13 protein-coding genes are annotated in these 11,717 nt (G+C 45.5%); all 13 read right to left on the bottom strand.

The window, feature by feature from the left end; genetic code table 11:
- Positions 1 to 86: 86 nt before the first annotated feature.
- The 13 genes from ylqF to NCCP2222_RS08050 all read right to left on the bottom strand — a co-directional run bounded on the left by ylqF (position 87) and on the right by NCCP2222_RS08050 (position 11,621).
- Positions 87 to 965 (bottom strand): ribosome biogenesis GTPase YlqF, encoded by an 879-nt coding sequence (gene ylqF, locus NCCP2222_RS07990; protein ID WP_248511318.1) that lies wholly within the window; start codon positions 963 to 965, stop codon positions 87 to 89.
- Between the two features lie 20 nt (positions 966 to 985).
- Complete coding sequence (gene lepB / locus NCCP2222_RS07995) at positions 986 to 1,543, bottom strand: signal peptidase I (RefSeq protein ID WP_248511319.1); 558 nt, start codon at positions 1,541 to 1,543, stop codon at positions 986 to 988.
- A gap of 105 nt (positions 1,544 to 1,648) precedes the next feature.
- Positions 1,649 to 1,993, bottom strand: a complete 345-nt coding sequence (gene rplS, locus NCCP2222_RS08000; RefSeq protein WP_184206775.1) for a 50S ribosomal protein L19 — start codon at positions 1,991 to 1,993, stop codon at positions 1,649 to 1,651.
- Positions 1,994 to 2,123: 130 nt separating this feature from the next.
- A complete protein-coding gene (trmD, locus tag NCCP2222_RS08005; protein ID WP_248511818.1) occupies positions 2,124 to 2,861 on the bottom strand; it encodes a tRNA (guanosine(37)-N1)-methyltransferase TrmD in 738 nt (245 codons plus the stop codon).
- Positions 2,861 to 3,376, bottom strand: coding sequence for a ribosome maturation factor RimM (rimM, locus tag NCCP2222_RS08010; protein WP_248511320.1), 516 nt, complete (start codon positions 3,374 to 3,376; stop codon positions 2,861 to 2,863). The genes trmD and rimM overlap by 1 nt, the downstream gene beginning before the upstream one ends.
- A 106-nt stretch (positions 3,377 to 3,482) precedes the next feature.
- Positions 3,483 to 3,716 carry a KH domain-containing protein gene (locus NCCP2222_RS08015; protein ID WP_248511322.1) on the bottom strand — a complete coding sequence of 78 codons (234 nt, stop codon included), beginning with the start codon at positions 3,714 to 3,716 and terminating at the stop codon, positions 3,483 to 3,485.
- Between the two features lie 15 nt (positions 3,717 to 3,731).
- Positions 3,732 to 4,004 carry a 30S ribosomal protein S16 gene (rpsP, locus tag NCCP2222_RS08020; protein WP_060209070.1) on the bottom strand — a complete coding sequence of 91 codons (273 nt, stop codon included), beginning with the start codon at positions 4,002 to 4,004 and terminating at the stop codon, positions 3,732 to 3,734.
- A gap of 103 nt (positions 4,005 to 4,107) precedes the next feature.
- Positions 4,108 to 5,463 (bottom strand): signal recognition particle protein, encoded by a 1,356-nt coding sequence (gene ffh, locus NCCP2222_RS08025; RefSeq protein ID WP_248511323.1) that lies wholly within the window; start codon positions 5,461 to 5,463, stop codon positions 4,108 to 4,110.
- 13 nt (positions 5,464 to 5,476) lie between these two features.
- Positions 5,477 to 5,809: a putative DNA-binding protein gene (locus tag NCCP2222_RS08030; RefSeq protein ID WP_248511324.1), complete on the bottom strand. Its 333-nt coding sequence runs from the start codon at positions 5,807 to 5,809 to the stop codon at positions 5,477 to 5,479.
- Positions 5,810 to 5,895: 86 nt separating this feature from the next.
- On the bottom strand, positions 5,896 to 6,888 hold the full coding sequence (ftsY, locus tag NCCP2222_RS08035) for a signal recognition particle-docking protein FtsY (RefSeq protein ID WP_248511325.1): 993 nt from the start codon (positions 6,886 to 6,888) through the stop codon (positions 5,896 to 5,898).
- A gap of 28 nt (positions 6,889 to 6,916) precedes the next feature.
- Positions 6,917 to 10,477: a chromosome segregation protein SMC gene (smc, locus tag NCCP2222_RS08040; RefSeq protein WP_248511326.1), complete on the bottom strand. Its 3,561-nt coding sequence runs from the start codon at positions 10,475 to 10,477 to the stop codon at positions 6,917 to 6,919.
- Positions 10,478 to 10,479: 2 nt separating this feature from the next.
- Positions 10,480 to 11,247 carry a ribonuclease III gene (gene rnc, locus NCCP2222_RS08045; protein ID WP_248511327.1) on the bottom strand — a complete coding sequence of 256 codons (768 nt, stop codon included), beginning with the start codon at positions 11,245 to 11,247 and terminating at the stop codon, positions 10,480 to 10,482.
- Between the two features lie 137 nt (positions 11,248 to 11,384).
- Positions 11,385 to 11,621: an acyl carrier protein gene (locus NCCP2222_RS08050; RefSeq protein ID WP_184206791.1), complete on the bottom strand. Its 237-nt coding sequence runs from the start codon at positions 11,619 to 11,621 to the stop codon at positions 11,385 to 11,387.
- Positions 11,622 to 11,717 lie beyond the last annotated feature (96 nt).

Genomic DNA, 11,717 nt, shown 5'->3' on the forward strand with positions numbered 1-11,717 from the left:
AAATAACGTAAGAATCGATACCCATTCTAAGAAAAGGCCCGTTTACCCATCCCGCAGCCTATGACAAATCAAAAAAGCTGATGCAATTAATCCATCATTGCATCAGCTTGCTCTTCCAACTCGCTCACGAAATCGAATGTCAACTTCCCTAGAAGTTCATTTCGAATATCTTGTACAATTAACTCAGCCACTTTTTCGTAATCAATTTCTCCGCCCGCGGCATACACTTTCCGGTTTTCGCCGACTTTATCGAACACAGCGGCGATGTCTTCGCCAACCGTACTGATATGATAGCGTTCCGTAAGCCTTTCAGGATAGTGTTGTTCCAGAAACCGTAAGCCATAGACAGCAAGGTTTTCCATATTGACAATCGTATCCTTAATAGCACCAGTCAGCGCCAGCTTGTAGCCGACCGATTGATCCTCAAATTTAGGCCAGAGGATTCCCGGAGTATCGAGTAGTTCCAGTTCCTTTCCGAACTTGATCCATTGCTGTGCTTTTGTCACGCCGGGTTTATTTCCGGTTTTGGCAATATTCTTCTTTGCCAGCCGGTTGATCAACGTGGATTTTCCCACATTCGGAATGCCGACGATCATTGCCCGTATCGCTCCCGGCCGTATTCCTCTCCGTTTCATCCGCTCAATCTTAGGGGCCAGGATTTCTTTTGCAGCCTTAGTAACGGCTGTCAGCCCTTTTCCTTCGAAAGAGTTGATGGCGACCGCATGGATCTCTTTACTTTCAAAATAACGGATCCATTTCGCTGTTTCCCTGTCGTCAGCCAAATCCATCTTATTCAGTATGAGCAGCCGCGGCTTTTGCCCTAGCACTTCATCAATCATCGGATTTCGGGAGGATAGCGGTAATCTCGCGTCAATTAACTCAAAAACAATATCGACCAGCTTCAGCTGCTCGGTAACTTCCCTTCTGGCTTTTGCCATATGACCTGGAAACCATTGTATGGTCATTTATCATCAAACCCTTTCCATCATTTCACCATGCCGAAGTCTTCGATGGGCCAAAAGATAAATTTTGTACTGCCAATGATTTCATCAATTGGCACAGCGCCAATATGTCTGGAGTCTTTACTTTTTCTTCGGTTATCACCCATGACGAAAACATATCCCTCCGGAACGGTTTTCCTGTCAATCTTCTCTTCCAGTGTAAAGTCTTCTGTCAACGGACCATCTGTGACCGTCTTTTTGTATTCATCCAAATAGGGCTCGTCATATGCTTGGCCATTCACATACAATACATCATCCCGGTATTCCACTGTATCTCCCGGCAAGCCGATGACCCGCTTGATATAATCCTTTTGTTCGGGTGCATGAAAGACGACGATATCGAAACGGTTCGGCGTCCCGATCGTGTAGCCGATTTTATTGACGATCATCCGATCCCCGTCCTCCAATGTCGGCATCATAGAAATGCCGTCCACTACGATAGGCGTAAATAAGAAAATACGTATGATGGCAGCAAGCCCGAAAGCAATCAGTAAGGCTTTTACCCATTCCAGTGTTTCATTTTTCGTCTTTTTCTCTTTCATTTTCTGAACCTCCCGAGTACTTCCTACAGTTATTGTACCTTTTATCCGTACTCCAGGCAAAAAGAAAGAAGGCCATATTGCAGGCCTTCTCTGATGTTCGTATGATTAGCGAATTTCTTTGATACGTGCAGCTTTTCCGCGTAGGTTGCGAAGGTAGTACAATTTCGCACGGCGTACTTTACCACGGCGTGTCACTTCGATTTTGGCAATCTTTGGCGTGTGTACAGGGAATGTACGTTCAACACCGACACCACCCGAAATTTTACGGACAGTGAAAGTTTCGCTGATTCCGCCTCCACGACGTTTGATTACAACACCTTCGAAGATTTGGATACGTTCGCGAGTACCCTCGATGATTTTCACGTGCAAGCGGACAGTGTCCCCAGGACGGAAACTTGGAAGATCAGAACGAAGTTGATCTTTTGTTACTTCTGCAATAATGTTTTGCATGTTTTTCTCTCCTTATTCACAGATGCTCTTGCAACATTTTCTGTGCAGCGGAACACCAGTCAGTACGGCTTCACATAGAAGCACATAGTAGATAGTACCATAGAATGTACTATGGCGCAAGGCATCGCATTCAATTTTCTTGCCGTTTTAGCTGTTCCAAAACCTTTTGCTGATGAGCCGTTAACGGAGCGTTCTCCAGCAGATCTCTTCTACGTTCGTATGTCCGTCTGAGCGACTGTTCTTCACGCCATTTTTCAATTTCCGCATGATTTCCAGACAACAGCACTTCCGGCACTTTCATCCCTTCAAAATCCGCTGGGCGTGTATACTGAGGGTGTTCAAGCAGGCCGGTAGAGAAAGAGTCGAGCACAGGAGAATCGGAATTCCCAAGCACATTTGGAAGCAGCCTGACGACGCTGTCGATCATCGCCATGGCGGCAAGCTCGCCGCCTGTTAAAATGAAATCTCCAATCGACAGCTCATCTGTGACCAAATGTTCGCGTATTCTTTCGTCGTACCCTTCATAATGGCCGCATAGGAAAATGAGCTGCTCTTCCGAAGACAGCTCCTCCGCCTTTTTCTGGGTGAACGTTTCGCCTTGCGGGCACATCAAAATGATGCGGGGACGCTTCTCAGAGTTTGCAGTCAACTCCTTAACCGCAGCAAAGAGAGGCTCTGGTTTCAATACCATTCCAGCCCCTCCGCCGTATGGATAATCGTCAACCTTTTTATGCTTATTTGGAGAATATTCCCGGAAATCGACGACTCCGAACGAGACAGCTCCGTTCTCTTGCGCCTTTTTCATGATAGAAGAGTGAAGAACCCCCTCAAACATCTCAGGAAATAACGATAACACATCGATTTTCATCATGAGAGGAGGCCTTCCAATGGCTCAATAATTATTTTCTTCTCTTCAATATCCACTTCTTTTACGACGTCTTCAATATACGGAATATAATGTGGTTTTCCTTTTTCAGGGGTCACTGTCCAAACATCATTGGAACCCGTTTCCAATATTTCAGTCACTTTCCCGAGTTCTTCTCCTGAATCCGTAAAGACCGTACAGCCGATGATTTCGTGGTAATAAAATTCGCCTTCTTCCAAATCGCCCAGCTGTTCTTCAGACACTTTCAGGATACCGTCTCTATATTTCTCTACATCACTAATATTCATATGCCCCTCAAACGTAAGAAGGTCGAAATTCTTATGGCGACGGTGCGTCGCCACTGTTAACGTCAAAGGTTTCTTTTCATTCGGAAGAAATAAAGCCAGCTTACTTCCGACCGCATACCGTTCCTCCGGAAAGTCCGTCCGTGAGATGACCCGGACTTCACCGCGAATCCCATGCGTATTCACTATTTTTCCGACATTAAACCATTGCATGCTGCTCACCTTCCTTTAAGTCCTATACTTAGGAGCCGATCCTCCAATGCTTTGATTGGACAGGATCAGTGTAGACGAAAAAAGGAAGAAACATAAGTTCCTCCCTTTAGTCGACTATGTCTAGGTAAACTTTCTTACCGTGGTGACTTCCTGCTGCTGAATAAACAATAGTACGTATCGCTTTCGCCACACGTCCCTGCTTCCCGATCACCTTTCCCATATCTTCGGGATTCACGGAAAGTTTGTACGTAATCCGATGTGTCTGTTCATCGACATCGATTCGAACATCTCCCGGATGATCGACTAACGGTTTGACAATTGTTTCAATCAGCTGCTTCATGTCCACCCCTCCTGATTATTTACCGTATTTTGCGTTGTGGAATTTCTCCATGATGCCTTGTTCAGAGAACAGATTACGTACTGTATCTGATGGTTTCGCACCATTTTGAAGCCATTTAAGCGCTAGTTCTTCATCGATTTTCACTTCAGCCGGCTTCGTTAGTGGATTGTATGTTCCCACTGTTTCGATTTGACGGCCATCACGTGGTGAACGTGAATCTGCTACTACAATACGATAGAAAGGAGTTTTCTTTGCTCCCATACGTTTAAGACGAATTTTTACTGACATTTTTACTTGCACCTCCGAATAGTTTCACACAAGATAGTATATTATCAAGCTTTCTCATGTTTGTAAAGTGTTTTTTCTTAACACCCTGCTGATTGTTCTATTATCACTTGAAAAACGAATCAAGACCAGGCATTTTCATCTTCTTTTTGCCTTTTTGCTGCATATTAGTCATCTGTTTGACCATCTTTTTCATTTCCTCAAATTGCTTTAACAGACGATTTACTTCCTGAATGGATGTCCCAGATCCTTTGGCAATCCGTTTGCGCCGGCTGGCATTAATCATTTCAGGCGTCGTTCTTTCTTCCTTGGTCATGGAATAAATGACCGCTTCGACTCTGCCCATTTGGCCTTCGTCGACCTGGGCGTTTTCGAGGCCTTTGATTTTATTAAATCCAGGCATCATCTTCAATAATTCATCAAGGGGGCCCATTTTGCGGACTTGCTGAAGCTGATCCAGAAAGTCATCCAGCGTAAAGGTCTGCGTTCTGAATTTCTGCTCCAGCTCTTTCGCTTTCTCTTCATCAACATTCGCCTGCGCCTTCTCGATCAGCGACATGACATCGCCCATACCTAGTATGCGGGAAGCCATGCGCTCCGGGTGAAATGGCTCCAGGGCATCCATTTTCTCGCCCATCCCGACGAACTTAATCGGTTTTTGTGTAACCGAACGAATGGAAAGCGCAGCTCCACCACGGGTATCCCCATCAAGTTTCGTCAGCACGACACCCGTTATGCCGATTGCTTCATCGAATGATTTCGCTACGTTAACAGCATCTTGCCCTGTCATCGCATCGACAACGAGAAAAACTTCGTCCGGTTTGCTTAATTCCCGGATATCTTTCAATTCTTGCATCAGTGCTTCATCGACATGCAGACGTCCGGCTGTATCGATAATGACGACGTCATGATGATTCTCTTCTGCTTCCTTCAATGCTTGTCGCGTAATTTCCACAGGAGAAACATCGGTGCCCATCGAAAAGACAGGGATTGTCAGTTGCTTCCCTAATGTTTCCAACTGTTGAATAGCGGCAGGCCGATATATATCGGCAGCGACGAGAATCGGCTTTTTATTATGCCGTTTACGCAAAACAGTCGCAAGTTTACCGGTCGTTGTCGTTTTACCTGCCCCTTGCAATCCGACCATCATAATAACAGTCGGCGGTTTGCGGGAGAATTGGATAGGGTTTTGCTCTCCGCCCATCAGGTTAGTTAGTTCATCTTTTACTATTTTTACAACTTGCTGGCCAGGTGTCAGGCTTTTCATGACATCTTGCCCGACGGCCCGCTCGCTGACCGTCTTAATAAATTCTTTAACTACCTTTAAGTTGACGTCTGCCTCAATGAGCGCAAAGCGTACTTCACGCATCATCTCTTTGACGTCTGCCTCGCTGATCTTGCCTTTACCTGTAATCTTTTGAAGCGTCCCTTGCAGGCGCTGGGCTAAACCTTCAAATGCCATGCACAGACTCCCCCTACTCGTGTTCTTTTAATCGGCTCACCAATCTCCGCATTTCCTCGGATGTATCTTGCTGATTATTGAGCAATTCTTCCAGTCGCTCAATGATGTCCATCCTGCTTTGGAATTTCGAAAATAGATTTAGCTTTTCCTCATAATCTTCGAGCATCGATTCCGTCCGACGTACATTATCATAGACGGCTTGCCGGGAAACACCGTATTCCTCGGCGATCTCGCCAAGAGATAAATCGTCCAAATAATATAATTGCATATATAACCTTTGCTTATCGGTCAACAGCGATTGGTAAAAATCAAAGAGGAAATTGACGCGAGTCGTTTTTTCCAACATAGTTGCCTACCTCCTCGCCTAGCCTTCCTCTGTATATTAGTATTCAACTGCATATCTGTCAAGTAAAATTACTTGTCTCACAGAGATCATTGTTCTTCTTCCCGTTCCAAACCTTCCGCAAAAAGTCCATAGACATACTTTTCCGGATCGAAAGGCTGAAGATCATCCATGCCTTCCCCAAGTCCCACAAACTTAACAGGAATATTCAACTTGCTCCGGATAGCCAAGACAATACCGCCCTTTGCAGTCCCATCAAGTTTCGTCAGCACAATTCCAGTCACATCTGTCGCTTCCTTAAACGTCTGCGCTTGGATCAAAGCATTTTGGCCTGTCGTTGCATCAAGCGCAAGAAGCACTTCATGTGGCGCTCCTTCAATCTCCCTGCCAATGACACGATGCACTTTTTCAAGCTCATTCATCAGATTTACTTTATTTTGCAACCGGCCGGCTGTATCGCAAATCAACACATCCACGTTCCGGTTTTTTGCCGAACGAATCGCGTCGTACATAACAGCCGCAGGATCAGAACCTTCCGATTGCCTGATCACTTCCACGCCGACACGCTCTCCCCAAACGACAAGTTGGTCGATTGCACCTGCACGGAATGTATCGCCTGCTGCAAGCATGACCGACTTCCCTTCCGCTTTGAACCGGGCTGCCATTTTGCCGATCGTTGTCGTTTTCCCTACTCCGTTTACGCCGACCATTAAAATGACGTTTAACCGCCCGTCCTGCAAGTTAAGCTCATTTGTTTCTTCGTCGCCGGCATTATAGATTTCCACCAGTTTTTCCGAGATGATCGACTGGATGCCCGCTGTATCCTTAATGTTCTTACGTTTGACTTCAAACTTCAACTCGTCGATCAATTCCATAACCGTTTCTACGCCGACATCCGCCTGTAAGAGGAGTTCTTCCAGCTCTTCGAAAAATTCCTCATCCACTTCCCTAAATCGGGCAACAAGGTCATTAACCTTCGAAGTAAATGAATTCCGGGTTTTCGATAATCCATCTTTGAATTTTTCTGTTACGGTTTCATTCGTTCCCGTTATTTTTTCTTTTAATTTCTTGAAAAAAGACAATGCACTCTCTCCTCTTATCCATTCATTTTCAGCTCATCGCTTCAACCGGCACTTCTGAAAGCTTCACCGATATCAGCTTGGAGACACCTGATTCCTGCATCGTAATGCCATATAGGACGTCCGCCCCCTCCATCGTCCCCTTCCGGTGTGTGATGACGATGAACTGCGTGTTGTCTGAAAACTTCTTCAAATATTTACTGTACCTTATTACATTCGCTTCGTCGAGAGCGGCTTCCACTTCATCCAATATGACAAATGGAACAGGACGGACCTCGATGATGGAAAATAACAGTGCAATTGCGGTCAGCGCCCGTTCCCCGCCAGACAGCAGGCTTAAGCTTTGCAATTTCTTCCCGGGCGGCCGGGCTACTATTTCAATTCCCGTTTCCAACAAATTCTCCGGTTCGGTCAGAATCAAATCCGCATCCCCGCCACCAAACATTTCTTTGAAAACAATATGAAAACGGCTTTTTACAGCATGGAAAGTAGTCGCGAACCGGCTTTCCATTTCACGGTCCATTTCAGACATCGCCTCAGTCAACGTCTTCTTCGCTTCCAGTAAATCGTTACGCTGCTCCGTCAAAAACTGATGCCGTTCCGACACTTCCTTAAATTCCTGTATGGAGCTTGGGTTGACGGCTCCGAGCTCTTCCAATTCTTCTTTCAGCCCGTTAACTTGGAGACGGATTTGCTGTGCGTCAAAATCCTCCAGAACGGATTCCATATCAGGGAATAAGCCATACTCGTCCAGCAATCTACTTGTGACCGATTCATATTTTACTTCCAGCCTGGAAAGCACGACATTCAGATCGTTCAACAGTTTGACGAGCCTATCTGATTCTGCACGCAGTTTCTTGAGCGTTTCCTCTTTTTCCTGCAGTGTTTCCGCAAGAAGAACCCTAACTGCCCGCTCCTCATCCACTTTAGATTCAATCGATTTTTTCGCGGTAGCCGATTCTTCAATCTGCTTTTCAATCTCCTCGGGCGTATAGTCGTTCCCTTTTCCTTTGCCGGAAAGGAATTGGCGTTCTTCTGTTAAGCGATCGACTTTCCGTCGAATGTCGAGTAAAAGTCTTTCCATATCGGACACGGATGTCTGATGGAAGTTGACCTGTTCTCTAAGTACAGCCGCCCGTTCCCGTAATTCAGAATTACGGGCTAGCAATGCAGCCTCTTCCGTCCTGCGATCAGAAGCAAGCCGTTCCAATTGTGCTATTTCAGCCTGCAACGTTTCCAGGTCATTTTTTACTGTTTGATGCTTTTGAAGCAAGTGCTGACGTTTAGCCGCCAGCTCTGAACCGGCCGTCTCCGCCCCTTTCATGCCGATTTCCGAGGTGGCGATTTCTGAGTCTACCGTACGGATCTCCATCATCGTTTCGCGCATGCGGTTTTCGACTGTGGCCTTCTCTTGCCTTATCTTTTCTAGTTCCTTCTGCAAACTGTCCGCTTCATGCATTTGTTGAGCGAGTCTCATTTTTGAATCACTAATTTTTTTAGTTCCAATATCGATTGATTTGGACATTTTATCAAGATGGCTCTGCAGCGATTCCAGCTCCGCTTTCCGTGAAAAGACGGAGGATTGTCCTTTCACCCCGCCGCCAGTCAATGATCCGCCCGCATTCACGACATCGCCGTCCAGTGAAACGATCCGGTATTTATAGCCGATCATCTTGGCAATTGCCGAAGCGCCAGCTAGTGTTTTCGCGACTATCGTGTTTCCAAGAAGATTGGCGGCAATGACACGATAGGCATCCGCAGTGGAAACGAGCGAGTCTGCCGTTCCGACATATTCCGGATGCTGTTTCGCAATCTGTAAGGACATCTCAGGAAGTACTCTGGGCTTCATGACGTCTCTCGGCAAAAAGGTCGCTCTGCCGGCATTTTTTGATTTCAGATAGCCTATTGCCTTTCGAGCATCCTGCTCGGTTTCCGTAATAATATGTTGCATTGCGCCTCCAAGTGCGATCTCAATTGCTTTGGCATAAGGAGTTGAGACGGAAACTAGTTCAGCGACCGCTCCGTCAATTCCAGTCAACTTGTCCGCTTTCCTGGCAACTAAGATTTCTTTAACACCTGAATAGAAGCCTGAAAACTCCGATTCTAAACTTCGCAAAGCACGCAATCTGCCTTGCATTTCATGTTGTTTATTCAAAGCTGTTTGTATTAATTGCTGTTGTTCCGCCAAATCATTTTCGGTAGAACGCAATGAATCCATCGCCGACTTGTACTGATCTTCGCTATCCTTCAGACGGGCCGTCAATGATTCGAATTTCGACTGCCGAATTTCCCGTTCCTCTTCCAACTGTTTGCGGCGGTCTATCAATAAGGCGGTTTGCTGCACGATCCGATCGGTTGACAGCTTTTCTCCCTGCAGTCGTTCTTCAATATGCTTTACATCATTCCGGATGGTCGCTTCTTCATTCAACCGTTCGATATAGGTCGATTTAAGTTCCTCAATTTCTTTTTCTGTCTCGCTGACAGAACGCTTCAGAACTTGAGATATTTCGTCTATTTCTTTTTTTACTGATTGGCTCTCGGTTAGTATTTTCTGTAACTTTTCTTTCGTTTGTACAAGTTTATTGCTAGTTTCCTCATTTTCAACTTGTGCATCTGATAATTCATGCGTAATACGCTCCAAATGCTGCTCGGCATTCCGTTGCTGTTCGAGTGATAGAAGACGGCGTCCTTCCCATTTTTCGGCTGCCGCACTCAAATCGATTAATTGCTTTTGAAGTGCATCCAGCAGTTGATCCTTTTCAGCAAGGGATGCTTTTGTTTCCTCCGCCTCGCCCTCCAGCTTTGTTAGCGCACTATCCACCTCAGTCTTTTGAGCTTGAAGTTTATCCAACTCTTCCATCTCACCGATGAGGTCATTTTTCAACTGAAAAGCGTCAAAATTCAATAACTGCACATCTGCTGCACGCATTTGCTCAGACAGGGCGAGATGTTTCTCAGCTGCTTCCGCATTCTTTTGCAACGGCCCGATTCTCGTATCAAGCTCTTTAAGAATATCAAGCACCCGATCTAAATTATCTTCCGTCTCAAACAGTTTGTGCTCCGCTTTACGTTTGCGTGTCTTGTATTTTAATACACCCGCCGCCTCATCAAAGATGCTTCGGCGATCTTCTGGTTTGCTATTGAGGATTTCATCGACTCGGCCTTGGGAGATGATGGAGAAAGCTTCTTTGCCGAGTCCTGAATCCATAAAAATATCGTTAATATCCTTCAGACGGCATTGTTGGCCATTCAACAAATACACACTTTCGCCTGAACGGAAAACCCTTCGACTTACACTGATCTCAGAGTAATCGAGGGGAAAACGACCTTGCGTATTATCAAGAATTAACGTAACCTCAGCAAAATTCAGTGGTTTACGCGAATCGCTGCCAGCAAAAATAACGTCTTCCATTTTGGATCCACGCAACGATTTTGCCGATTGCTCACCGAGCACCCAACGGATTGCATCTGTTACATTGCTCTTCCCGCTTCCATTCGGCCCAACAACTGCTGTCACTCCCGGTACAAAGTCAATGCCGACCCGTTCTGCAAACGACTTGAATCCAATGATTTCTAATCTCTTCAGAAACACACTCAGTTCTCTCCTTCGTTGCCTTTCCCCTGCAATACTTGGATTGCCTGGCAGGCAGCCTGTTGCTCGGCCTCTTTCTTCGATTTTCCAATGCCTGTTCCAAGCTGTCGATCATCTAATCTGACAACGGTCACGAACTTTTTCGCATGCGCAGGACCCTTCTCCTCAATAATTTCGTAATGAAGCTGTCCATTATCATTTTGCTGGACAATTTCCTGCAAACGGCTCTTATAATCCATCACATGCGAAAAAGCACCGACGCCAACCTTTGGAAAAACGACTTTCTCCAAAAACTTTGTCACAATTTCCATTCCTTGATCTAAGAATAAAGCACCAATAAATGCTTCAAACACATCGGCCAGCAGAGCAGGACGCGTTCTTCCTCCTGTCTGTTCTTCACCCCGCCCTAATAAAATATAGTCACCAAATTTTAGTTCATTTGAAAAAGTGACGAGAGAGGGTTCACAAACGATAGCCGCTCGAAGTTTTGTCAATTGGCCTTCTGACATATTGGGTTCTGTAGAATATAAAAATCGGGAAACGCCTAATTCCAAAACGGCATCTCCTAAAAATTCCAGTCGTTCGTTGTCGGTAAATCGTTTTCTGCGATGTTCATTTACATAGGACGAGTGCGTGAATGCGTTGTATAGCAGTGAGGCATCCTTGAATTGAATTCCTAATGCTGTTTGGAGTTCCTCAAATTTTTTCCGCTCTGCCACAGGCAAAGAGCCTCCAGTCGATTTGCTTTTTTGATTCCGATTTTGTGTCATATACCGATCTGCCTTTCTTTCATGGTGTTTTCATTTTACCTCGTTCACGCAGCACATGCAAAACCGAAAAGAGACACTTTCAATTCAATCCGGCAGCCGGTTAAATGAAAGGGTCTCAATCGGAGAAAAGTATTTTCTTATTTTGTTTTTTCTTCGATATAATTAACTGCGTCGCCGACAGTGCCGATTTTTTCAGCATCATCGTCAGAAATTTCCATATCGAATTCATCTTCTAATTCCATAACTAGCTCAACGACATCCAAAGAGTCTGCGCCAAGATCATCACGGAAAGAAGCTTCAGGTTTCACTTCGCTTTCATCGACACCAAGACGGTCGACAACCACTTTCGTTACGCGCTCAAGTACAGTAGACAAATTAGTCACCTCCTTTCAAAGGTAGTGCTCGCCCACATACCCAGTAGCAAAAATTGCCTGAGGATATGAACAGAAAATCAATTATTCATTGATAAA

This window comes from Sporosarcina sp. NCCP-2222, from assembly GCF_023168145.1.
Taxonomy (GTDB): Bacteria; Bacillota; Bacilli; order Bacillales_A; family Planococcaceae; genus Sporosarcina.

Excerpts from the sequence above, each read along its gene's own strand:
- lepB (WP_248511319.1), bottom strand. The coding sequence starts at position 1,543 with ATGAAAGAGAAAAAGACGAAAAATGAAACACTGGAATGGGTAAAAGCC.
- NCCP2222_RS08030 (WP_248511324.1), bottom strand. The coding sequence starts at position 5,809 with ATGTTGGAAAAAACGACTCGCGTCAATTTCCTCTTTGATTTTTACCAA.
- rplS (WP_184206775.1), bottom strand. The coding sequence starts at position 1,993 with ATGCAAAACATTATTGCAGAAGTAACAAAAGATCAACTTCGTTCTGAT.
- trmD (WP_248511818.1), bottom strand. The coding sequence starts at position 2,861 with ATGAAAATCGATGTGTTATCGTTATTTCCTGAGATGTTTGAGGGGGTT.
- NCCP2222_RS08015 (WP_248511322.1), bottom strand. The coding sequence starts at position 3,716 with ATGAAGCAGCTGATTGAAACAATTGTCAAACCGTTAGTCGATCATCCG.
- rimM (WP_248511320.1), bottom strand. The coding sequence starts at position 3,376 with ATGCAATGGTTTAATGTCGGAAAAATAGTGAATACGCATGGGATTCGC.
- ffh (WP_248511323.1), bottom strand. The coding sequence starts at position 5,463 with ATGGCATTTGAAGGTTTAGCCCAGCGCCTGCAAGGGACGCTTCAAAAG.
- rpsP (WP_060209070.1), bottom strand. The coding sequence starts at position 4,004 with ATGTCAGTAAAAATTCGTCTTAAACGTATGGGAGCAAAGAAAACTCCT.
- ylqF (WP_248511318.1), bottom strand. The coding sequence starts at position 965 with ATGACCATACAATGGTTTCCAGGTCATATGGCAAAAGCCAGAAGGGAA.
- rnc (WP_248511327.1), bottom strand. The coding sequence starts at position 11,247 with ATGACACAAAATCGGAATCAAAAAAGCAAATCGACTGGAGGCTCTTTG.